The organism is Paeniglutamicibacter quisquiliarum (assembly GCF_019084045.1).
GTDB lineage: Bacteria > Actinomycetota > Actinomycetes > Actinomycetales > Micrococcaceae > Paeniglutamicibacter > Paeniglutamicibacter quisquiliarum.
Genome location: NZ_JAHRED010000005.1, coordinates 149,796 through 171,948, shown reverse-complemented (window position 1 = coordinate 171,948; position 22,153 = coordinate 149,796). Strand labels below are relative to the sequence as shown.

18 protein-coding genes and 1 tRNA gene are annotated in these 22,153 nt (G+C 67.9%); 6 read left to right on the top strand and 13 right to left on the bottom strand.

All coding sequences use genetic code 11. From position 1 onward, the window contains the following. Positions 1-5: 5 nt before the first annotated feature. The 7 genes from prfA to argS all read right to left on the bottom strand — a co-directional run bounded on the left by prfA (position 6) and on the right by argS (position 10,220). On the bottom strand, positions 6-1,088 hold the full coding sequence (gene prfA, locus KRR55_RS11030; protein WP_217389135.1) for a peptide chain release factor 1: 1,083 nt from the start codon (positions 1,086-1,088) through the stop codon (positions 6-8). Positions 1,089-1,219: 131 nt separating this feature from the next. Continuing rightward, complete coding sequence (rho, locus tag KRR55_RS11025; RefSeq protein WP_217389134.1) at positions 1,220-3,442, bottom strand: transcription termination factor Rho; 2,223 nt, start codon at positions 3,440-3,442, stop codon at positions 1,220-1,222. 343 nt (positions 3,443-3,785) lie between these two features. Next, a complete protein-coding gene (gene thrB, locus KRR55_RS11020; protein ID WP_217389133.1) occupies positions 3,786-4,721 on the bottom strand; it encodes a homoserine kinase in 936 nt (311 codons plus the stop codon). Positions 4,722-4,755: 34 nt separating this feature from the next. Then, entirely contained in the window at positions 4,756-5,856 is a 1,101-nt protein-coding gene (gene thrC / locus KRR55_RS11015) for a threonine synthase (protein ID WP_217389132.1), read from the bottom strand. Then, a complete protein-coding gene (locus tag KRR55_RS11010; RefSeq protein ID WP_217389131.1) occupies positions 5,857-7,143 on the bottom strand; it encodes a homoserine dehydrogenase in 1,287 nt (428 codons plus the stop codon). Positions 7,144-7,151: 8 nt separating this feature from the next. Next, complete coding sequence (lysA, locus tag KRR55_RS11005) at positions 7,152-8,573, bottom strand: diaminopimelate decarboxylase (RefSeq protein ID WP_217389130.1); 1,422 nt, start codon at positions 8,571-8,573, stop codon at positions 7,152-7,154. Positions 8,574-8,579: 6 nt separating this feature from the next. Then, the gene (argS, locus tag KRR55_RS11000) at positions 8,580-10,220 is read right to left on the bottom strand and encodes an arginine--tRNA ligase (RefSeq protein WP_217389129.1); all 1,641 of its coding nucleotides are present in this window, start codon (positions 10,218-10,220) and stop codon (positions 8,580-8,582) included. A gap of 203 nt (positions 10,221-10,423) precedes the next feature. On the opposite strand from argS, the gene KRR55_RS10995 reads away from it, so the two are divergent. The 3 genes from KRR55_RS10995 to KRR55_RS10985 all read left to right on the top strand — a co-directional run bounded on the left by KRR55_RS10995 (position 10,424) and on the right by KRR55_RS10985 (position 12,649). Next, positions 10,424-10,499, top strand: a tRNA-Arg gene (locus KRR55_RS10995). A 425-nt stretch (positions 10,500-10,924) separates the two neighbouring features. Further along, on the top strand, positions 10,925-11,350 hold the full coding sequence (locus tag KRR55_RS10990; RefSeq protein WP_217389128.1) for a YciI family protein: 426 nt from the start codon (positions 10,925-10,927) through the stop codon (positions 11,348-11,350). Positions 11,351-11,383: 33 nt separating this feature from the next. Then, the gene (locus tag KRR55_RS10985; protein WP_217389127.1) at positions 11,384-12,649 is read left to right on the top strand and encodes an RNA polymerase sigma factor; all 1,266 of its coding nucleotides are present in this window, start codon (positions 11,384-11,386) and stop codon (positions 12,647-12,649) included. A gap of 146 nt (positions 12,650-12,795) precedes the next feature. On the opposite strand, the gene KRR55_RS10980 is transcribed toward KRR55_RS10985, so the two are convergent. Beyond that, positions 12,796-13,473 (bottom strand): response regulator, encoded by a 678-nt coding sequence (locus KRR55_RS10980; protein ID WP_217389126.1) that lies wholly within the window; start codon positions 13,471-13,473, stop codon positions 12,796-12,798. Beyond that, on the bottom strand, positions 13,458-14,906 hold the full coding sequence (locus tag KRR55_RS10975; protein ID WP_217389125.1) for a sensor histidine kinase: 1,449 nt from the start codon (positions 14,904-14,906) through the stop codon (positions 13,458-13,460). The genes KRR55_RS10980 and KRR55_RS10975 overlap by 16 nt, the downstream gene beginning before the upstream one ends. 149 nt (positions 14,907-15,055) lie before the next feature. On the opposite strand from KRR55_RS10975, the gene KRR55_RS10970 reads away from it, so the two are divergent. Then, positions 15,056-15,313 (top strand): hypothetical protein, encoded by a 258-nt coding sequence (locus tag KRR55_RS10970; protein WP_217389124.1) that lies wholly within the window; start codon positions 15,056-15,058, stop codon positions 15,311-15,313. Between the two features lie 52 nt (positions 15,314-15,365). On the opposite strand, the gene KRR55_RS10965 is transcribed toward KRR55_RS10970, so the two are convergent. After that, complete coding sequence (locus KRR55_RS10965) at positions 15,366-15,692, bottom strand: iron chaperone (RefSeq protein WP_217389123.1); 327 nt, start codon at positions 15,690-15,692, stop codon at positions 15,366-15,368. Between the two features lie 174 nt (positions 15,693-15,866). On the opposite strand from KRR55_RS10965, the gene KRR55_RS10960 reads away from it, so the two are divergent. Together KRR55_RS10960 and cls are read left to right on the top strand one after the other, a co-directional pair. Beyond that, entirely contained in the window at positions 15,867-17,375 is a 1,509-nt protein-coding gene (locus KRR55_RS10960; protein ID WP_217389122.1) for a carboxylesterase/lipase family protein, read from the top strand. Between the two features lie 123 nt (positions 17,376-17,498). Then, positions 17,499-19,007: a cardiolipin synthase gene (gene cls, locus KRR55_RS10955; RefSeq protein ID WP_217389121.1), complete on the top strand. Its 1,509-nt coding sequence runs from the start codon at positions 17,499-17,501 to the stop codon at positions 19,005-19,007. A gap of 135 nt (positions 19,008-19,142) precedes the next feature. Here cls and KRR55_RS10950 read toward each other — a convergent pair whose 3' ends face one another. The 3 genes from KRR55_RS10950 to KRR55_RS10940 form a co-directional block, all read right to left on the bottom strand. Then, positions 19,143-19,934, bottom strand: coding sequence for an ABC transporter ATP-binding protein (locus tag KRR55_RS10950; protein ID WP_217389120.1), 792 nt, complete (start codon positions 19,932-19,934; stop codon positions 19,143-19,145). After that, entirely contained in the window at positions 19,927-20,850 is a 924-nt protein-coding gene (locus KRR55_RS10945; protein WP_217389119.1) for an ABC transporter permease, read from the bottom strand. Before KRR55_RS10945 ends, KRR55_RS10950 begins: the two co-directional genes overlap by 8 nt. Before the next feature lie 94 nt (positions 20,851-20,944). After that, the gene (locus KRR55_RS10940; protein ID WP_217389118.1) at positions 20,945-21,952 is read right to left on the bottom strand and encodes an ABC transporter substrate-binding protein; all 1,008 of its coding nucleotides are present in this window, start codon (positions 21,950-21,952) and stop codon (positions 20,945-20,947) included. Between the last annotated feature and the right edge of the window lie 201 nt (positions 21,953-22,153).

Below are 22,153 nucleotides of genomic sequence, written 5' to 3'. Positions count from 1 at the left end.
GGCGCCTAGGCCTGGTCCCCGCCGATTGCGTCAAGGCGCTGCTGCTCGTCCATCTCGATGCAGGAGTTGATCAGCGGGTCAAGCTCGCCGTTCATCACGTGGTCGAGGTTGTACGCCTTGTAGCCGGTGCGGTGGTCGGCAATCCGGTTTTCCGGGTAGTTGTAGGTGCGGATGCGCTCGGAGCGATCCATGGTGCGCACCTGCGACTTGCGGATGTCGGAGTTCTCCGCGTCGATGATGGCCTGCTGGTGGGCCAGCAGGCGCGAGCGCAGCACGCGCATGGCGGCCTCGCGGTTCTGGATCTGCGACTTCTCGTTCTGCATGGCCACCACGATGCCGGTGGGCAGGTGGGTGAGGCGCACCGCGGAGTCGGTGGTGTTCACCGACTGGCCGCCGGGGCCCGAGGAGCGGTAGACGTCGACCTTCAGGTCGTTGGGGTGGATGTCGACCTCTTCGGGCTCGTCGACCTCGGGCAGGATCAGCACGCCGGCGGCCGAGGTGTGGATCCGTCCCTGGGACTCGGTCTGCGGCACGCGCTGCACGCGGTGCACCCCGCCCTCGAACTTCAGGTGCGCGTAGACGCCCTCGGCGGGGTCGTTCGACTTGCCCTTGATGGCCATCTGGGCGTCCTTGTAGCCGCCCAGGTCCGACTCGTTGAAGGAGATGAGCTCCGTCTTCCAGCCCTTGGTCTCCGCGTAGCGGGTGTACATGCGCAGCAGGTCCGCGGCGAACAGCGCGGCCTCGTCGCCGCCTTCCCCGCCCTTGACCTCGAGGATCACGTCGCGCGCGTCGTTGGGGTCGCGCGGGATCAGCAGCCGGCGCAGCTTTTCCTCGAGCACCGGGAGCTTCTGGTTCAGCTCTTCGACCTCGGCGGCGAAGTCGGGGTCCTCGTCGGCCATTTCCTGGGCGGTCTCGAGGTCCTCGGTGGCCTGCTTCCACCGCCGGTGGGCCTCAACGATGCCGTTGAGCTCGGCGGAGCGCCGGCCGAGCTTCCGGGCCAGGGCCTGGTCCTGGTAAACGGCGGGGTCCGAGAGCCGGGCCTGGAGGGCAGCGTGCTCGTCGAGTAGTCCCTGTACGGACTCAAACATGGTTTTCAGCTTCTTTCACTACGACTGGTTCCCAGTGTAGGGAACGAAAAGGGATCTTGGGTGTTAACGGCCAACGCCCAGCCTCACCGGCCCGGGTGTCCGGGCACGGTGAAACTGGGCGTATAGGGCAGCTAGGCGTCGTTCTTGGAACCCAGCGTGGTCTTGTTGATCAGCATCAGGAACTCGGCATTCGAGGAGGTCTCGCGGATCTTGCCCGTGAGGGTCTCCAGCGCCTGCTGGGTGTCAAGGCCCGAAAGCACGCGGCGCAGGCGCCACATGATCTTGACCTCGTCCGGGGAGAGCAGCTTCTCTTCGCGGCGGGTGCCCGAGGCGTTGACGTCGACGGCCGGGAAGATGCGCTTGTCGGCCAGCTGGCGGGACAGGCGCAGCTCCATGTTGCCGGTGCCCTTGAACTCCTCGAAGATGACCTCGTCCATCTTGGACCCGGTCTCCACCAGCGCGGTGGCCAGGATGGTCAGCGAGCCGCCGTTCTCGATGTTGCGGGCGGCACCGAAGAAGCGCTTGGGCGGGTACAGTGCCGAGGAATCGACACCGCCGGAGAGGATGCGGCCCGAGGCCGGGGCGGCCAGGTTGTACGCACGGCCCAGGCGGGTCATCGAGTCCAGCAGGACCACGACGTCCATGCCCATTTCCACCAGGCGCTTGGCGCGCTCAATGGCGAGCTCGGCCACGGTGGTGTGGTCGTCGGCGGGCCGGTCGAAGGTCGAGGCGATGACCTCGCCCTTCACCGTGCGCTGCATGTCGGTGACTTCCTCGGGGCGCTCGTCGACCAGCACCATCATGAGGTGGACCTCGGGGTTGTTGATGGTGATGGCGTTCGCGATGGACTGCAGGATCAGCGTCTTGCCGGCCTTCGGCGGGGAGACGATCAGGCCGCGCTGGCCCTTGCCGATGGGGGCGACCAGGTCGATGACGCGGGGGCCGACCAGCTTCTGGTCGGTCTCCAGGCGCAGGCGCTCGGTCGGGTACAGCGGGACCAGCTTGGAGAAGTCAACGCGGTTGGAGTTCTCCTCCGGGGTCTTGCCGTTGATCGCGGTGAGCTTGACCAGGGCGTTGAACTTGGCGCGCGAGGACGGGTTCTCGTTCTCGCGGGGGGCGCGGATGGCGCCGACCACTGCATCGCCCTTGCGCAGGTTGTACTTCTTGACCTGGTTCAGGGTGACGTAGACGTCCGACGGGCCGGCAAGGTAGCCGGAGGTGCGGATGAACGCGTAGTTGTCCAACACGTCCAGGATGCCGGCGACCGGCAGCAGCACGTCCGAGTCGTTCAACTCGGTGTCGTCCACGTCCGGCTGGTTGCGGTTGCGGCCGCGGCGGTTGTTGCGGTCGGTCCGGTCGTTGCGGTCGTTGCCGCGGTCCTGGCGGTCGCCGCGCTCGTTGCGGTTGGCATTGCGTTCGCGGTTGCGCTCGTTGCGTTCGCGGTTGCGCTCGCGGCGGTTGGCCGCACGGTCCTCGGAGCCTTCGCGGTTGCGGTCCTCGGAGCGGTCGTTCGACTTGTTCTCGTTCGAGCGCGAGTCGGATGCCTTGGCCTCGACCTGCTTTTCCTCCTGTGCCTCGGCGGGCTCGGAGGTCTCGGCGGAGTCGTTGTTGTTGTTCTCGCGGCGGTTGCGGTTGCGGTCCCGGCGGTTGCGGTTGCGCTCCCCGCGCTCGTGGCGGTCGCCTCGTTCGTTGCGGGACTCGTTGGCGTCCTGGTTCGACTCGGCGGAATCGCCCGTTGCCGGCTCGGCGGCAGGTGCGGATTCGGCCGGGGCCTCGGCGGTGCCGGTGGACTCCGCGCGGCGGTTGCGGGTGTTGCGGCGCGGTGCGCGCTCCTCGGCCGCGGGGGCTTCGGCGGCTGCCGGTGCGGTGTCGGCCTTCGGCTCGGCTGCCGGGGCCTCAACGGCCGGTGCAACGGTTCCGCTGGAATCGGCACGGCGGTTGCGGGTGCGGCGGGCGGGCTGCTCGGCCTTCGCCTCGGCGGCCACCGGAGCGGCCTCGGCCTGGGCCTCGGCGGCCGGGGCCTCTGCCTGCTTGGCCGAGTTCCGTGCGCCACGGGCCGGCGCCTTGGCAGCGGCCTTTGCCGGTGCCTTGGTCTCCGCCTTGGCGGGGGCCTCGGTCTTGGCGTCGGCCTTGGGCTCCGCCTTGGCCTTGGCGTCGCGGTCGGCCACGGAACCGCCACGCTGGTGGTTCGAGATCGCGGTGACAAGATCGTTCTTGCGCATCCGCGACCCGCCGGTGATGCCCAGCTGGGACGCAAGCACCTGCAATTGTGCAAGTTTCAGGCCGGCAAGTCCGCCGCCCTTGGATGCGTTGTTTTCTTCCACGCCTGCAGTAAGGCTGGTGGTTTCGGTCACGAAGGTTCCTTCCCCCTCGTCGGGCGGAACTCATCAGAGAGAACCGCAACTTTTGACTAGCCCTTGTTCCCGCGTCAGATGCGGGAAAAGGTTCGGCCGTGCACCGCCAGGTAAGACCAGGCAAATGCTTCGGTCGATCGTGAGACACACCAAGGGATCTAGTCACCAACAAGGTTGACGGTTTCAATCGGATGGTGTGGGTGTGCCTGCTCGCCCAGCGAAAATGGTTTGTGGTGATCGAATCCCCAAAGATCCGCCCGCCGCGGCGGGGGAAGGAACTGATGGCTGCACGAAACGCAATGAATCATCCATTGGAATGCGGATAATTCTTTTCAGGCGGGTGCTAGAGCACTTCTACTCTAACACCCGTTGGCGGTACGGACTCAATCCGGACACGCCAGTTTGTTTCTTCATGGCTTGCCGCGTACCCGGAGATCGCGGCGGCGGCCCGCTGCGCGCCTTCCTGGCCGTCGCACAACACCAGCACCGTGGGTCCGGCACCGGAAACCACGGCCGCATGGCCGGAGGCCCGCAGGTGGGCAATCAGCTCGGCGCTCTGCGCCATGGCCGGTGCCCGGAACCCCTGGTGCAGGAAGTCCTCGGTGCCGACCATGAGCGCCGCCGGCTCGTGGGCCAGGGCATGGATGAGCAGGCCCACCCGTCCCCCGTTGGCCGCGGCCAGGGCGTGCGGCACCGTTTCCGGAAGCAGCCCGCGGGCCGCGGCGGTGGACAGCTCGATGTCGGGGATCGCAATGACCGGGACGATGTCGGGATGCAGCACGCCCTGCAGCGTGCCGAATCCTGCATCGGTGGTCCAGGAAAGCGTCAACCCGCCGTAGACGGCCGGGGCGACGTTGTCCGGGTGGCCCTCCCAGCGCGAGGCGGCCTGGAAGATCTCCTCCGGGCCGGACTGCGCGTCGGCCGGAAGCAGCGCATTGGCAGCGGCCAGCGCGCTGACCATGGCCGCGGCGCTGGAACCCATGCCGCGGCCGTGCGGGATGTTGTTCGTCGCCTCGAGGCGCAGGCCGCAGGGCTCGAAGCCCAGTTCCGCCCAGCGCTCCAGGATCGTCTTGGCGATCAGGTGCGTTTCATCGGCGGGCAGTGTGTCGGCACCCTCGCCGGTGACCGCCACGCTGACGCCGGGCTCGGACACGGTGTGCACCACCAGGGTGTCGCACACCGACAACGCCATGCCCAGGACGTCGAATCCGGGCCCCAGGTTCGCGCTCGTGGCCGGCACGTGCACGGCAATGGATTGGCCGGCTTGGATCTGCGCCATCAGGTGTTCGTTCCCCTTGTATCCGGTGCGGGGACTAGGCCAGGCCGAGCGCCGAGGCCACTGCCACGACGTCGAACTCGACCTTGGTCGGGGTGACTGCGGAACCGTCCTCGGTCTTCAGGGCCCAGTCCGGGTCCTTCAGGCCGTGGCCGGTCACGGTGATGACGATCTTCTTGCCGGACGGCACATTGCCCGCCGCGTGGTGCTTGATGAGCCCGGCAACGCCGGCCGCGGAGCCCGGCTCCACGAAGACGCCCTCGCGCGAGGACAGCCAGCGGTGCGCCGCCAGGATCTCCGCGTCGGTCACCGAGTCGATGATTCCGCCGGACTCGTCGCGGGCATCCTCGGCCTGCTTCCAGGACGCGGGGTTGCCGATGCGGATGGCGGTGGCGATGGTGTCCGGTTCTGTCACCGGGTGGCCCAGCACGATGGGTGCGGCTCCCGCGGCCTGGAAGCCCCACATGATCGGGGTCTTGGTGGACACCGGGGCCAGCACGGCGCCGGCCTGGTTGGTGTACTCGGAGGAGTACTCCTTGTAGCCCCTCCAGTACGCGGTGATGTTGCCCGCGTTGCCCACCGGCAGCACGTGGTAGTCCGGGGCGTCGCCCAGGAAGTCCACGACCTCGAAGGCGCCGGTCTTCTGGCCCTCGATGCGGGCCGGGTTCACCGAGTTCACCAGGAACACCGGGTAGTTCTCGCTGAGCTTGCGGGCGACCTCGAGGCAGTTGTCGAAGTTCCCGTCGATCTGGATGATGTCCGCGCCGTGCGCGATCGCCTGGGACATCTTGCCCATGGAGATCTTGCCGTCCGGAACCAGCACGGCGCACTTGAGCCCGGCCTGGGTGGCGTAGGCCGCTGCGGAGGCGGAGGTGTTGCCGGTGGAGGCGCAGACCACCGCCTTGGCGCCGGCGGCGACCGCGGCGGTCATCGCCATGGTCATGCCGCGGTCCTTGAAGGAACCTGTCGGGTTCATGCCCTCGACCTTGAGGTAGACCTCGGAGCCGGTGAGCTCGCTCAGTGCCGGGGCGAACACCAGGGGCGTACCGCCCTCGCCCAAGGTGATGACCTTGGTGTTTTCGTCAACGGGCAGGCGTTCGGCATATTCGCGGATGACTCCGCGCCACTGGTGGGCCACTTAGTTTCCTTCAACTCGCAGGACAGAGGTTACTTCTTGGACGGCATCCAAGTCGGAGACGGCGGCCACGACGGCGGCCAGCGAGGACTCGGTGGAGCGGTGGGTCACGATGCGCAGCTCGGCGGACCCGCCGTGGTTTTCTTCGATGACGGACTGGCGCAGCGCCTCGATGGAGACGGAGTTGGCGGCGAAGATCGCGGCGATCGCGGCGAGCACGCCTGGTTCGTCGGAGACGCGCAGGCCGATCCAGTAGCTGGTGGAGATCTCGTCGAAGGACAGGGCCTTGACCGGCTGCTGTGCGGCGATGGCCGGCAGCGGGCCGCCGGAGACGACGCGGCGGGCCACGGCCACGGTGTCGCCCATGACGGCCGAGGCGGTGGGAGCCCCGCCGGCGCCGGCGCCGTAGAACATCAGCTCTCCGGCGTTTTCGGCCTCGACGAACACTGCGTTGAAGGCGCCGTGGACGGCTGCCAGCGGGTGGGTGCGGCGCAGCAGCGTCGGGTGCACGCGCACCCCGATGCCGTCCTCGCCGCGTTCGGCGATCGCCAGCAGCTTGATGACCATGCCGGCGTCCTTGGCCGCTGCGACGTCGGCGGCGGTGATCTTGGTGATCCCCTCGCAGTGCACGTCCGCGTAGGCGAAGTCGGTGTGGAAGGCCAGGGAGGCGAGGATCGCGGCCTTCGCGGCGGCGTCGTGCCCGGCCACGTCGGCTGTCGGGTCTGCCTCGGCGTAGCCCAGCGCCTGGGCCTCGGCGAGCACGTCGTCGAACTGGGCGCCGGTGGTGTCCATCGCGTCGAGGATGAAGTTGGTGGTGCCGTTGACGATGCCCATGATCTTGGTGATCCGGTCCCCGGAGAGGGAATCGGAGATGGGGCGCAGGATCGGGATGGCGCCGGCGACGGCGGCCTCGTAGCGCAACTGGGCGCCGGACTCGAAGGCCAGCGCGTTGAGCTCTGCGCCGCGGGCCGCGAGCAGCGCCTTGTTGCCGGTGACCACGGAGGCGCCGCGGGCCAGGGCCCGGCGGATCAGCGTCCCGGCGGGTTCCAGGCCGCCGAGCAGCTCGATGACGATGTCGGCCGAATCGACCAGGGCAGACGCGTCGGTGGTGAACAGCCCCGCGGGGATCGCCGGGTCGCGCGTGGCCCCCAGGTTGCGCACGGCGATGCCTGCCAGTTCAAGACGCGCGCCGGCGCGGTCGGCCAGCACCTCGGCGTCGTTCAGGATGATGCGTGCCACCTGGGACCCGACATTGCCGCAGCCAAGCAGGGCCACCTTCAGTGTTTTCACGTGTATTTCTATGCTCCCAGATCGCGGGCCAACAGGTCGGCTTCGGTTTCCCTGCGGATGATGGCGCGGGCGGCGCCATCGCGCACGGCAACCACGCCGGGACGCCCCAGGTAGTTGTAGTTGCTCGACAGTGCCCAGCAGTAGGCCCCGGTCCCCGGAACGGCCAAAAGGTCGCCGGCGGCGACATCCTCGGGCAGGTAAACGTCCCGTACGACTATGTCACCGGACTCGCAGTGTTTGCCAACCACCCGTGAAATAATCGGTTCACTTTCCGTCACACGGCCGGCCAGCACCGCGGTGTAGTCCGCGTCGTAGAGCACCGGGCGGGCGTTGTCGCTCATCCCGCCGTCCACCGAGACGTAGCGGCGCGGCACCAGGGTGCCGTCGGCGGTCTCGACCTGGACGGACTTGCGCACCCCTGCCTCGTAGAGGGTGAAGGTGGAGGGACCGGCGATGGCGCGGCCAGGCTCGATGGAGATCCGCGGGACTGCCAGGCCCAGCCGGGCTGCGGTCTCCCCCACGACCTCGGCCATCGCGGCGGCCAGCACGGCCGGCTCGCGCGGGGTGTCGACCTCGGTGTAGGCGATGCCGTAGCCGCCGCCCAAGTCCAGCTCGGGCAGCTCGACGCCGTGGTCCTGCTTGACCTGCGCCAGGAAGCCGAGCATCTTCTGCGCGGCCAGGGCGAAGCCCTCCGCCTCGAAGATCTGCGAGCCGATGTGCGCGTGCAGGCCCAGCAGGTTCAGTTCCGGGTGTTCCAGCGCGTAGCTGACCGCGGCTCCAGCCGGGGAAACGTCCTGGCCCACCGGGATCATCGAGAGGCCGAACTTCTGGTCCTCGTGCGCGGTGGCGATGAACTCGTGGGTGCTGGCGTGCACGCCGGGGGTCAGGCGCAGCATCACGTTGGCGCGCTTGCCCGTTTCGCGGGACAGCAGGGCCACGCGCTCGAGCTCGTCCAGCGAGTCGATCACGATGCGGCCCAGGTCCGCCTCCAGCGCGGTGCGGATCTCGGTGACCGACTTGTTGTTCCCGTGCAGCGACAGGTTGGCGGCGGGCACGCCGGCGACGCGGGCCACTGCCATTTCGCCGCCGGAGCAGGTGTCAAGGCGCAGGCCCTCGGCGGTGACCCAGCGGGCCACCTCGGTGCTCAGGAACGCCTTGCCGGCGTAGTAGACGTCCACGCCGCCGCACAAGTCGGCGAACGCGGCGTCGAAGGCCTGCTTGAAGCCGGCCGCGCGGGCACGGAAGTCGTTTTCGTCCAGCACGAACAGCGGCGTGCCGAATTCCTCGGCCAGGTCGCTGACCAAAAGGCCCTGGACGGCAAGTTCGCCGGATTCGGAGCGGGCGACGCCCTCGGCCCACTCGACGGGGCGCAGCGCGTTGACATCGGCGGGCAGCGAGAGCCAGGCCGGGGCAAGTGGTGAAGAGGTCATGGTTCCTTACATCTTTTCCGGGGCCGAAACGCCCAGCAGTCCCAGGCCGTTGGCCAGGACCTGGGTGGTGGCGTCGTTGAGCCAGAGGCGGGTGCGGTGGATGGGCTCGACGGCTCCGTCACCCACGGGGGTCACGCGGCAGGCCGCGTACCAGGAGTGGTAGGCGCCGGCGAGCAGCTCGACGTGGCGGGCCACGCGGTGCGGTTCGCGGTGCGTGGCGGCCTGCGCCACGACGGAGGGGAACTGGCCCAGGGCCGCGAGCAGGTCGTTCTCGGTCTCGTGGGTGAGCAGCGTGGCGTCGAAGTCGGTGCGTTCCACGCCCTTCTCCACGGCGTTGCGCGAGGCGGCGCGGGAGCGGGCGTGGGCGTACTGGACGTAGAACACCGGGTTGTCGTTGGTGTTCTTCTTCAGCTGCTCCGGGTCGATGGTCATCGGCGAGTCTGCCGGGTAGCGGCCCAGCGAGTAGCGCAGCGCGTCGGCGCCGAGCCAGTCGATGAGGTCGCGCAGCTCGATGATGTTGCCGGCCCGCTTGGACAAGCGGGCACCGTTGACGGAGATCAGCTGGCCGATCAGCACCTCGATGTTGACCTTCGGGTCGTCGCCGGCGGCGGCCGCGATGGCCTTGAGGCGGTTGACGTAGCCGTGGTGGTCGGCGCCGAGCAGGTAGATCTTCTCGGTGAAGCCGCGGTCCTTCTTGGAGAGGTAGTAGGCGGCGTCGGCGGCAAAGTACGTGGGCTCGCCGTTGGCGCGGATCAGCACGCGGTCCTTGTCGTCCCCGAAGTCGGTGGTGCGCAGCCACACCGCACCGTCGGTGTCGTCGATGTGGCCCTGTTCGCGCAGGCGCGCCACGGCGTCCTCGACGGCGCCGCCGGAGTGCAGTTCCTGCTCGGAGAAGAACACGTCGAACTCGACGCCGAAGTCGTTCAGCGTCTCCTTGATGTCGGCCATCTGCGCCACGTAGGCCGCGTGGCGGACGATCGGCAGCGCGGCTTCCTGGGTGAGCGAGCGGATGTCGGGGTGGGCCTTGGCCACGGCGTCGGCCAGGTCCTTGATGTAGGCACCGGGGTAGCCGCCCTCGGGCACCGGCAGCGAGTGCAGGCGGTTGTAGACCGACAGGGCAAAGATGTTCATCTGGTTGCCGGCGTCGTTGATGTAGTACTCGCTGGTGACGGTCGCGCCGCTGGCCTTGAGCACGCGCGCGATGGAGTCGCCCAGGGCGGCCCAGCGGGTGTGGCCGATGTGCAACGGACCGGTGGGGTTTGCGGAGACGAATTCCATGTTGACCTCATGGCCGGCCAGCGCATCGTTCTTGCCGTATTCGGCACCGGCCTCGACGATGGTCTTCGCCAGCTCGCCGGCGGCGCCCGCCTCGAGGGTGATGTTCAGGAATCCGGGTCCGGCGATCTCGACACCGGCAACACCGGCCGACTCGGCCAGGCGCGTGGCCAGGATCTGGGCGAAGTCGCGCGGGTTCATCCCGGCCTTCTTGCCCAGCTGCAGGGCGATGTTGGTGGCCCAGTCCCCGTGCTCGCGACTCTTCGGTCGCTCCACACGCACATTTTCGGGCACGTCGACGGTAATCTGGCCGGCGTCGACTGCGTCGCGGAGGCAAGCGGAAATGGCTGTGGAGAGTTCTTCAGGAGTCACCCCTCAAGGATAACCGGGGGCGCGGGCGCCATTGGACGATGTGACGGCGCGACGTCGCACACATCAGATGCGCATTTGGCGGCCCCGCGGCGACCATTGAGCGCCAATTTGTCATTCACCGCATCCCACCTGCTAAGCTCGTCTACGTTCCCAGCCGGAAAACGTTTCAGAAACCATTAAATTGGTTGTTGGATTCCGGCAACGCCCTCGTAGCTCAGGGGATAGAGCGTCCGCCTCCGGAGCGGAAGGTCGAAGGTTCGAATCCTTTCGAGGGCACCACAGAAAACCCCTTGCATCCCAGTAAACACGCGGGATGTGAGGGGTTTCTCCATGCCCGGTCGACATGGTCCTGGGCCGGTGTTTTTCGGCCTATTCCGAAAGCTCCTGGCGCTCTGGGATATTTTTTGAGGCGCCCCAGTGCCCGAACCGCAATTCTGGCCTATCGCCGTCGCGGCGCACCGCCCTTGTTCCCAGCGGATAGCCCCGGCGGGCCAGTCCACCAAGCCTCAAACGCCGGGCCAGCGGAAGACCACCGGTCACCGATGCACCGCGCTGCCAATGCACCGGTCGCCCGGTGCCGCGTCGCGCCCGGTTTCCGAAATTCCTGGAAGTTTTTTCGCTCGCCTGTCGATTTCGGTCCCTCCCGTTCGATGTAATGGGTGAAGGACGTAATTGCGCGCCTTCCCGAACCCAAGGAGAACACCATGAAATTCATGCTGATCATGCGCTCGACCCAGGCCGCCAAGAAAGCCTACGAGAAGGCCGACTTCAACGAGATCATCAATGCAATGGGCGCCTACAACGAATCCCTGATCAAGGCAGGCGTGCTGCTGGCCGGGGAGGGGCTGTCCGATGACCTCAGCGAGGCCTTCGTCGTCGACTTCTCGGAGGAAACCCCGATCGTCACCGACGGCCCCTACGGGGAAGTCCACGAGTTGTTCAACGGCTTCTGGATCCTCCAGGTCTCCAGCAAGGAGGAAGCCGTGGAGTGGGCCAGCCGGGCGCCGCTGGGCGCCGGCGCCAAGCTCGAGGTCCGCCGCGTCACCGACATGTCGGATTTCGAGGACTTTGCCGACAACGAATACCTCAAGAAGGAAGAGGTCTGGCGCGAGGAACTCGGACAGCCGTAACCCCGAAGCCCAGTCCTCCCCCGGAAGGCAGGCATGGCAGACACCCAACGCACCCTCGACGCGCTCTGGCGCATCGAGGGTGCGCGCATTGTCGCAACCCTGGCCAAGGTGACAGGCGACCTGGGGCTCGCGGAGGATCTGGCCCAGGAAGCCCTGGTCGATGCGCTCGCGCAATGGCCGAAGGAGGGCATCCCGGCGAATGCGGCCGCGTGGATCACCGCGGTGGCCAAGCGCAAGGCCATCGATGCGTGGCGCCGAAGCACCAGGCTCGATGAACGCCATCGGGAGATGGCCCGGAACCTCCGGGAATCGACCGAGCAAGCTTGGGAGCCCATCGACGACGACGTGTTGCGACTGGTCTTCACCGCCTGCCATCCGGTGCTGTCCCGTGAGGCCCAGGTCGCGCTGACACTGCGCGTCGTGGGCGGGCTGCGGACCGAGGAAATTGCCCGGATGATGCTGGTGCCCGTGGCCACCGTGCAGCAACGGATCGTGCGTGCCAAAAAGACGCTCGCCGCGGCCCGGATACCGTTCGAGGCCCCGGAGGCGCAGACATGGGGCGAACGCCTGTCGGCGGTGCTGGCGGTGATCTACCTCGTGTTCACCGAGGGCTACGCGGCCACGGCCGGCGACGACCTGATCCGCCGCGAGCTGGCCAACGAGGCGCTGCGCCTGGGCAGGGTCCTGCTCGGACTGCTTCCCCGGGAGCCGGAGGTCGCCGGGCTGGTGGCGTTGATGGAGATCCAGGCCTCGCGGTTTTCGGCCAGAACCTCCCGGGACGGCAGCCCGATCCTCCTGGCCGACCAGGATCGTTCGCGCTGGGACCACTCGCAGATCATGCGGGGGCGCCGGGCGTTGGAACGTGCCGACGCGCTGCGGCACGGTCGGGGCTTCTATGCCCTCCAGGCGGCCATCGCCGAATGCCACGCCGTGGCCCGGAGCGTGGAGGAAACCGACTGGGACAGGATCGTGCTGCTCTATGGGGCCTTGTGCAGCCTTGCGCCGGGACCCGTCGTCGAGCTGAATCGGGCTGTGGCTGTCTCGATGGCCGACGGACCGGATGCGGCCCTGCGCATCGTCGACCACTTGGCAAGGCAGGGGGCACTGGCCGGTTCGCATTTGTTGCCGAGCGTGCGCGGGGAGTTGCTGGCCCGGTTGGGCCGCGGACCCGAGGCGGCTGCCGAATTCCGGCTGGCGGCCTCCCTCGTCGGGAACCAGCGCATGGGCGCGGTCTTCCGGGCGAAGGCGGGGGCGCTTCAAACCGGGACTTCGGGGGAATTAAGACAGCCCCCACAGTGACGGCGAATCTCTGTGGGGGCCTAACCGCCGCCCCTTTGAGAAAAGGTGCATTGGCTTCCATGAACACTACAGCCATTGCCGCCCCGGGCCCGCATTGGCGCGGGGTGATACGCACTACATTGCCACCGGCAGCGCACGCATCCGGCCTACCGGCCAATGCCGTTCTCGTAGGAGTACACCACGATCTGTACCCGGTCGCGCAGCCCGAGCTTGCGCAGGATCGCCCCGATGTGCGTCTTGACCGTGGACCCGCTGAGGAAGAGCCGCTCCGAGATCTCCTGGTTGGTCAGCCCCAGTGCCACCGCCTCGAAGACCTCGCGCTCCCGCTCGGTCAGCTCCAGGAATTGCGCCGGGACCTCGGGCACCGGTGCCGGCTCGTCGCGCAGCAGCGCGGCCAGGGATTGCGGGGCGATGACGGCGTTGCCGCCGTTGACCGCGCGGATCGACTCGCAGACGAATTCCGGCGTGCTGTCCTTGAGGATGAACCCGCTGGCTCCGTGCCGGATGGCGGTCGCTGCGTGCTCGTCCCAGTCGAAGGTGGTCAGCATGATGACCTTCGGGAGCTTGCCGAAGCGCCCCGTGGCATCCTCGAAGATCTTCCGGGTTGCCTCGACCCCGCCCATCGGCGACATCTGCACGTCCATCAGCACCACGTCGGGCTCGTGGGCGGCAATGGCACCCAGGGCCTCGGTGCCGTCGGCGGCCTGCGCCACCACGGCCATGTCGGGTTGGGCACCGATGATCACCGCCAGGCCGGAACGGAAGAGTTGCTGGTCATCTACCAGCGCCACGCGGATCTGCGGTTGGTTCAACGGGTGGTCCATTCGTGGTTGATGGGAAATGTTGCGGCAATGGTGAAGAGGTCGGGGGCGCCGGCCGAACCGTCCTCGGTGTCGATGCTCAGGGTGCCCGACAGGCTGGCCAGGCGCTGGCGCATGCCCGCGATCCCGGTTCCGGTGCGCCTGGACGCGGCCGACGCCTCGAAATAGTTTGTCAGGCTCAGCGTATAGCTGGTGGCGCCCCAGTAGTGCCTGACGTAGATCGGCGTGGTGGCGCACCCGTGGTGCAGCGCGTTGGCCAGCATCTCCTGGATGATCCGGCGGGTGGCGGGAACGATGTCCGCCGGCAACGGCACCGGCTCCCCCAGCGTTTCCTCGCTGACCTCGTATCCGGTGCCGCGCACGTTTTCCAGGATGGCGGAGATCTCCGAGGTTGCAGGTGGCAGCAGGCCCATTTGCGCTGTCACCAGGGCCAGGCTGCGCGTGGCCGGGGTCGCGGCGCCGCTGGCCGCCGCGGGCTTGGCGTGCGGGGGCTGGGTTTCGGCAGTCTGCGAGAGCACCTGGCGCACCTCGCCCAGGGACCGGCGGGCAGCGTCGGCGATGGTCCCGGTCGTCTCGCGGATGCGGGCCACGTCGCCGTCGGGGATGAAGCGGATCGAATCGGCCTGGGCGATGATCACCGCCAGCGAATGGCCCACCACGTCGTGCACGTCGCGCGCGAGGGCCGCATTCTCCGAGCGCAGCCGGGCAAGTTCCAGGGCGCTGTCGGCCTCCTCGCGCGCGCGGGCCGAGCCCCGTTCGGCGGTCTGCTTCCCGGCAAAGAGCCGCAGCAGCAGCCCCAGCAGCCACGGCAGGGTCAGCATCGAGGCGACCACCACGAAGACCGCGATGACCTGGTTGTTGGTCGGCCAGGCGTTGGACTCCATGGCGCGGAAGAGCGGTTCGGACACCCAGGACCCGATTCGGCCAATGTAGATGGTGCCCAGCACCGATCCCGCGGCGATGGACAGGCCGGAGACGAACACCCAGAGCCGCGTGCCGTACCTGGCGGCGATGCCCACCACATACAGCGCCGCCAGCTGCGCGAGGTCGACGTCGACCCCGCGGAGCATCTGCAGCATGGTGCCGACCCAGATCAGCGCGAGTGCCACCCCGGGCAGGACCCGGGCGCAGCCGATGGCCACGGCGGCCGCCAGCACGAAGAACGACGTGTCGCCGAGGTAGTTGCCCGAGTAGGAGCCCAGGAGAAGGAATTCGTGGCAAACCACCACCAGGGCCAGGAAGATCGCGGCGGCAGTCACATCCGAGCGCCAGCCCCATCGCCCGCGCCAGCGGACCGGTTCGAACTCGTCATCCCTGGCGCTCACCGTGTGCCCGCCGGTGCCGGTGCCGGATCCGGCGCCGTGCGCGCGAGCAGGCCGCCGGCGCCCCGGGCAGGAATGCCGGCCCGCCGGCAGTCCGCGGGGCGGGAAACGCAATTGTGCATGCTACCTACCGTAGACGGCCCGGCCCGCCGGGGCGTCACCCGGAGGTACCGGAAGGGCCATTCCCAGGTACCGGATGCCGGGGTCCGGATACGGCCCCGGGGCCGATGCGCGTGCAGGCCATCGAGGGAAGACTTGGTGTCATGATGAGATTCCCGTCGCAGATCCCGCGCTCGCGCAGGGCCAAGGTCATGCGCCTGGCAATTGCCCTGGCGGGGTTGGCCGTCTTTGCCGCCTCGGTCCTCGGGCTCGCCTATGCCCTGAAACCTGTTGCGGACGAGGCCCCGGATGCTTGGCCGGTGGTGCCGAGCGGGCTGCAGTCCATCCACCCGGCCACGGAACTTGCAACGTCCGGTGTCCTCAACACCCGCGCCATGGCACCCGATGCGGCCGGGCGCTAACCGCGCCCCGCAAGCGTGAGCATCGCCGCGCTGGCCGACGGGGGGCCGGCCCCTACATCCAGCGCACGCCGCGCTCCCGGAATTCCTGCTCCCTGGCCGTGGCGACTAGCTGGATGAGATCGAGCGGCAGCGGCTGGTCGTGCGGAAGCTGGATCGAACCCTTGCCCAGGGTGTAGCCGGCCAGTTCCCCGGCGAGCGCGTCGCGGGAGCCGGGCGTGGTGTAGAGGTTGATGTGCTTGGGGAACACCGCGTAGGCAACCAGGATGGTGTCGTCCACGAAGGCGGGCTGCCCCCACGTGATCAGGACGCCCGCGTGCGGCAACGCCTCGCACAATGCCCGGTGCAGGGCCCTTGCCCGGGGCTGGAGTTCGACGGGCACGTTTCCGAGGTACTCCTCGGGGTGGCCCCCGTGATCTTTGCCCTGCTGCCTTGCGCTCTCGACGGGCGGACCCGCCGGTGGCACCGGGGACATCGACCTGGCTTCATTCCGCCCCATGCCTGGCCCCGGTGCCCCGGCCTCCCCCCCTGCCGTTGGGGCACTTGCCCGGCTAATGTGGTCTTAGGCATAGGTGCCGCTGAGTACGGGGTGGTCTTCATGGGCGTCGGCAATGATCCGCATGGCATTTCCCTGGTCCGCGACACGCCCTGCGGGCCGGTGGAAGGCCTGCTCAGCGGCGGCGTGGAACGATTCCTGGGGATTCCGTATGCCGCCGCGCCCGTGGGCGCGCACCGTTTTGCCGTCCCCACGCTCCCTGCCCAGTGGACCCGGACGCGGGCAGCCACCGCCCACGGGCCCACCCCCGGGCAGGTTCCCTACCCCGGGGCGCTGGGCAGGCTGCAACCCACCGTCGCCATCCCCGGCGACGAGTACCTGAACGTGAACGTCTTTGCCCCCGCCAAGCGCCCCGGGGGGCTGCGCCCCGTGCTGCTCTGGATCCATGGCGGATCGCTGCAGCATGGGTCCAACGCCCTGCCGGGCCATGACGGCACCGCGTTTGCCCGGGACGCGGTGGTCTTCGCCGCGGCAAACTACAGGCTGGGCGCGGAGGGATTCTCGGTGCTGGAGGATGCCCCGCTGAACCTGGGACTTGCAGATGTCGTTGCCGCCCTGGAGTGGCTGCGGGTCAACGTCGAATCCTTCGGCGGGGACCCGAACCAGGTCACGCTCATGGGGCACGGGTCCGGTGGCTCGCTGGTGGCGGCGCTGCTGGCCCACCCCCGCGCTTCGTCCCTGTTTGCGCGCGCCATCATCCAAAGCGCCCCGCTCTCGGCCTGGCCCGTGTCCCGGGCCAGGCGCATGACCCAACGCATCGCCACGGACCTGGGCATCGCGGCAACCCGCGAGGAATTCGCAGCCCGCTCCCCCGCAGACTTGTTGGCGTCCCAGGCCCGCATGGCCGCCGGCGCGACCCCGCTGAACTCCGGCCCGGCCTACGGCCTGGCGATCGAGCCCCAGCTGGTGCCCGAGGACCCGTTGCGCGCGATGCTTGGAGGTGCCGGAGCAGACATCCCGCTGCTGGTCGGCACCACCACCCAGGAGTGCCGGCTGTGGCACGCGCCCGGGGGCCGCGGGGCCAAGGTCTCCCGGACCGGCCTGGCGCTGGCCCGGCGGCGGGCCGGAATCTCCAAGGAGGCGCAGCGGCTCTTCTGGCGCAACCGCCCCGGCGCGGGCCCGGGCGAGATCCTCGCCGCCCTGGCCACCGACAAGTTGCTGCGGGTGCCGATGTACACGCTGGCCGATGCCCGGCGCTACGCCGGAGGCCAGACCCAGGTGTACGAATTTGCCTGGCACAGCCCGGTGAACGACCTGGGCGCGGCACACGGAACCGAGCTGCCCTTCGTCTTTGACAACCTTGCCGTCCGGGGGGCAACCACCCTGGTGGGCGACGCGGCCCCGCAATCCCTGGCCGGGGCGATGCACGAAGCCTGGGTGTGCTTTGCCACCATGGGGATCGCCGAATGGCCGCCCTGGGACATCAGCCGCCCGGTGAAGACCTTCAACGGGCTGGGCAACGAGGTCGTGTATTCCCCGCGCGACGACGAGGCCGAGGCAATCGGCTGACGCCTCCCCCGTCCGTCCGGTGCCGTCGGCCGCCCGTGTCGCGCGCCCGTGTGCCTGCCGCCGTTGCGGGGATCGGCTAGCGTACCTTGGGAATGAACAGCGGATTTCTGGGAAGGTTGCTACATGTTTACTGGTGCCTGGTGGTGGGCAACCGCCCTGGTGGTCCTCGATTTGGCCATCCGCGTCCTTGCCGTGATCTTCGTTCCCCGCAACCGCCGCCCCACCTCCGGCATGGCGTGGTTGCTGGCCATTTTCCTGATCCCCTATTTCGGGGTCATCGCCTTTCTGCTCATCGGGTCCCCCAAGCTGCCGCGCAAGCGCCGCGAGGTGCAGGAGGAGATCAACACGTTCATGCGCGCGGTGAGCGCCGAGGAACGCCACGACGAAACCCACGGGAACAACCCCGCCTGGTTCAACTCGCTGGTCGAGATGAACACCAGGTACGGGGGCATGCCCCTTTTGGCGGGGAATTCCGGGCGGCTGCTGGGCGACTACGAACAGACCATCCAGGCCATGACCGACGCCGTCGAATCGGCCGGCGACTACGTCCACGTGCAGTTCTACATCCTCAGCCTTGACGCGGCCACCGCCGGATTCTTCGACGCGCTGGAGCGCGCGATCGGGCGCGGGGTGCGCGTGAACGTGATGCTTGACCACTGGGCCTCGCGCGGCAAGGCCCACCATGCCGCCACCAAGGCCCGGCTGGATGCGATGGGCGCGCACTGGACCCTGATGCTTCCGCTGCAGCCGCTGAAGGGCAAGTTCCAGCGGCCCGATTTGCGCAACCACCGCAAGATCCTCGTCGTTGACGGGACCGTCGGCTACATGGGTTCGCTGAACATGATCTCGCGCGACTACAACGTGAAGAAGAACATCAAGCGCGGGCTCAAGTGGAAGGAGCTGGTCGTGGAGCTGCGCGGACCGGGCGTGGCCACGCTGGACGCGGTGTTCATCTCCGACTGGTACTCCGAGACCGGCGAGGTCATCCTCGAGGGCGTGCGGCGGGCCGAGCTGGTGGCCGGAGGGGATTCGCTGGGCCGGCTCAGCGGCGCGCTGATCGACCACCGCGCGGAGTTCGGCACGATGCTCACCCAGGTGGTCCCCTCGGGCCCCGGGTTCGAGCGCGAGAACAACCTGCGGCTCTTCCTGGGGCTGATCCACGCGGCCCAGCGGCGCATCGTGATCACCTCGCCCTACTTCGTGCCCGACGAGTCGCTGATGTATGCGATCACCTCCGCGGTGGCGCGCGGGGTCCCGGTGGACCTGTTCGTCTCGGAGGTCGGGGACCAGGCGCTGGTCTACCACGCCCAGCGCTCGTACTACGAGGAACTGCTGCGCGCCGGGGTGCGGATCTACCTCTACCCGGCCCCGTACATCCTGCACGCCAAGCACTTCACCATCGACGACGAGACGGCGCTGATCGGCTCCAGCAACATGGACATGCGTTCCTTCGGCCTGAACATGGAGGTCTCGATGCTGGTGCGCGACGCCGGCTTCGTGGCGCAGATGCGCGACGTCGAGGACGAATACCGCGAGGTCAGCCGGTTGCTGACGCTCGAGGAATGGCTCAGGCAGCCGCTGCGCTCCACGGTGCTGGACAACCTGGCGCGGCTGACCTCGGCCCTGCAGTAGCCGGGGCAAGCCAAAGGGGGCGGCACCGCCGGCGCCGGCCCTCCCCGGCTTAGGGGTTCGGCTGGACGCAGGCGGCACCGCCCCCGGGTGGCGCATCACCTCCGCGGGGAGGCAGGCGCCGGGGCGTGGGCCGGATTACTGCAGCATGGTCCGGTCATCGAGCTGCGCGCCCTTGATCTTCTCGAACTCGTGCAGCAGGCCCGGAACGGTCATCTGCGCCTTCTGTTCCGAGTCCAGGTCCAGGATGACCTGGCCGTCGTGCATCATGATCAACCGCGTGCCCAGGCGCAGGGCCTGTTCCATGTTGTGCGTGACCATCAACGTGGTCAGCTGGTGGCGCACGACGATTTCCTCGGTCAGGCGAGCCACCAGCGCGGCGCGCTGCGGGTCAAGGGCGGCGGTGTGCTCGTCGAGCAGCAGGATCTTCGGTCCGGAGAACGTGGCCATGAGCAGGCTCAGCGCCTGGCGCTGGCCGCCGGATAGCAGCCCGACCTTCGCCTTGAGCCGGTTTTCCAGGCCAAGTTCCAGCGAGCGCAGTTCCTCGACGAACTGCTCGCGCTTGCGCTTGGTGACGCCAAAGCCCAGGCCGCGGAAGGTCCCGCGGCCCAGGGCCAGGGCCATGTTCTCCTCGATGGTCATGTTCGGCGCGGTGCCGGCCATCGGGTCCTGGAAGACCCGGCCGATGTACCTGGCGCGGGAGTGGTCGGCAAGCCGGGTCACGTCCTTGCCCGCGACGCGCACGGTCCCGGTGTCGGGACGCAGCTTGCCGCCGACCATGTTCAGCACCGTGGACTTGCCGGCACCGTTGGAGCCGATGACGGTGACGAACTCGCCGTCGGTGAGCGTCAGGTTGATGTTGCGCAGGGCCTTGCGCTCGTTGACGGTCCCGGGGAAGAACGTCTTGTTCAGGCTGGTGATCTCAAGCATCGACGCCCACTTCCTTCTTGTCCTCGGTGGTGATCGACTTGCTGCGGATGCTGATGCGGTTGGCGAACTTCCCGAGTCCCTTCCACTGCGGCAGCAGCAGTGCGATGACGACCAGCACGGCGGAGATCAGCTTCATGTCGTTGACTTCCAGTCCGGCCTGCAGCGACAGCTGGATGACCAGACGGTAGGCGACCGAACCGAAGACGACGGCCAGGGCGGCAATCCAGATGAACTTCTGGCCGAAGATGGCCTGGCCCACGATGACCGACGCGAGGCCGATCAGGATGACGCCGATGCCCATGCCGATGTCGGCAAAGCCCTGGAACTGGGCGATGACTGCGCCGGAAATGCCGACCAGGCCGTTGGAGAGCGCGAGTCCGAGGATCTTCTGGTTGTCGGTGTTCACCCCGAGGGAGCGGATCATTTCCTCGTTGTCGCCGGTGGCGCGCATGGCCAGGCCGACGTCGGTGCGCAGGAACCACACGATGACCGCCACCGCCACCAGGCAGCCGAGGAACATCAGGCCGACGGAGACCCAGGTGCCCAGCAGCCGGTTCTCGCGCAGGAAGGTGAGCACCGTGGTTTCGCCCAGCAGCGGGAGGTTCGCCTTGCCCATGATCCGCAGGTTGATGGAATACAGGGCGATCATGGTCAGGATACCGGCCAGCAGGCCGTCGATCTTGCCCTTGGTGTGCAGCAGCCCGGTGATGACACCGGCGGCCGCTCCGATGAAGAAGGCGAACGCCGTTGCCAGGAACGGGTTGACGCCATTGATGATCGAGATTGACGCGACGGCCGCGCCGGTGGTGAAGCTTCCGTCGACGGTCAGGTCGGGAAAGTCGAGAATGCGGAAGGTCAGGTAGACCCCGAGTGCCATGATCGCGTAGATCAGGCCTAGTTCAACCGCGGTGATCATGGTGGATCCTAGCGTTTTGGGAGTTGGGTAAATGGTGGTGGCCGGTCGGGATCAAGCCGACCGGCCACCGGATGGATCGCTATTGCGGTCGGGCCTACTTGTAGGTCTGGGCCGCTTCGGAGAGCATGTCCTCCGGGAAGGTCAGGCCGATCTTTTCCGCCGCGGCGGTGTTGAGGTACAGCTCGACCTGGGTGATGGTCTCAACCGGCATCGTTGCCGCTTCGGCCTCGCCCTTGAGGAGCTTCACGGCCATGGCCGCGGTCTGCTCGCCGAGCTTCTCGTAGTTCAGGCCGTAGGTGGCGGTGGCGCCGCGCTTGACGGACTCGCCGTCCGCCGCGATCACCGGGATCTTCCGTTCCTGGGCGGTCTGCAGCAGGCCCTCGAGGGCGGAAACCACGGCGTTGTCGGTCGGGACGTAGAACGCGTCGACGTCCAGGCCCGATGCGGCCTGCTGGACCTCGGAGGATGCCGAGATGGCCTTCTCCTCGATGGTCAGCCCCAGCTCGGCCGCGGCATCCTTGGCCCACTGGACCTGGACGCCGGAGTTGACCTCGCCCGAGGAGTAGACGATGCCGACGGACTTGGCTTCCGGCTTGATCTTCTTCAGCAGCTCCAGCTGCTCCTTCACCGGGTTCTTGTCAGAGGTGCCGGTGACGTTGGCGCCCGGCGCCTCGAGGCTGGAGACCAGCTTGGCTTCCAGCGGATCGGTGACCGCGGAGAACACGACAGGGATGTTGGTGATCGACTGGGCGGCCGCCTGCGCGGTCGGGGTGGCGACGGCCAGGACCAGGTCCATGTCGTTGTCGGACGCAAACTTGCCGACGATGGAGGTGTTGGTGGCCTGGTCGGCCTGCGCGTTGGCAAAGTCGTACTTGACCTTGTCGTCGCCCGTGTAGCCGGCCTCCGCCATGCCCTTCTTGAATCCGGTGACCACGGCGTCAAGCGACGGGTGGGACACGTACTGGGCGATGCCGATCGTCACCGGGCCGGCGGGGGCCGCGGAACCGGTGGCCTCCGGGGTGCTGGACCCGCCGCAGGCGGTGAGCACCAGGGCGGTGGCTGCGACCGAGGCTGCGATCTGGACGGACTTGAAGATTTTCATTGTGTTCCTTTCATGACGTGCGAGTGTCATGCCTGGTGTTCGGTGATGGCCAATTCCGGGCAATTTCAGGATTTGTACATCCCCTGCCGATCGGCAGGATGTTCTCCTCATGAATTGCTTCGATACTACATGTGAAGCTACTCACATTTCTTCCATCTGCCCTGAATTGCAAGACAAAAAGTGGTTCTTTGATCATCTTGC

Excerpts from the sequence above, each read along its gene's own strand:
- prfA (WP_217389135.1), bottom strand. The coding sequence starts at position 1,088 with ATGTTTGAGTCCGTACAGGGACTACTCGACGAGCACGCTGCCCTCCAG.
- KRR55_RS10970 (WP_217389124.1), top strand. The coding sequence starts at position 15,056 with ATGATGAGATTCCCGTCGCAGATCCCGCGCTCGCGCAGGGCCAAGGTC.
- KRR55_RS10980 (WP_217389126.1), bottom strand. The coding sequence starts at position 13,473 with ATGGACCACCCGTTGAACCAACCGCAGATCCGCGTGGCGCTGGTAGAT.
- cls (WP_217389121.1), top strand. The coding sequence starts at position 17,499 with ATGTTTACTGGTGCCTGGTGGTGGGCAACCGCCCTGGTGGTCCTCGAT.
- lysA (WP_217389130.1), bottom strand. The coding sequence starts at position 8,573 with ATGACCTCTTCACCACTTGCCCCGGCCTGGCTCTCGCTGCCCGCCGAT.
- KRR55_RS10985 (WP_217389127.1), top strand. The coding sequence starts at position 11,384 with ATGGCAGACACCCAACGCACCCTCGACGCGCTCTGGCGCATCGAGGGT.
- thrB (WP_217389133.1), bottom strand. The coding sequence starts at position 4,721 with ATGGCGCAGATCCAAGCCGGCCAATCCATTGCCGTGCACGTGCCGGCC.
- KRR55_RS10990 (WP_217389128.1), top strand. The coding sequence starts at position 10,925 with ATGAAATTCATGCTGATCATGCGCTCGACCCAGGCCGCCAAGAAAGCC.
- KRR55_RS10940 (WP_217389118.1), bottom strand. The coding sequence starts at position 21,952 with ATGAAAATCTTCAAGTCCGTCCAGATCGCAGCCTCGGTCGCAGCCACC.
- KRR55_RS10950 (WP_217389120.1), bottom strand. The coding sequence starts at position 19,934 with ATGCTTGAGATCACCAGCCTGAACAAGACGTTCTTCCCCGGGACCGTC.
- KRR55_RS10945 (WP_217389119.1), bottom strand. The coding sequence starts at position 20,850 with ATGATCACCGCGGTTGAACTAGGCCTGATCTACGCGATCATGGCACTC.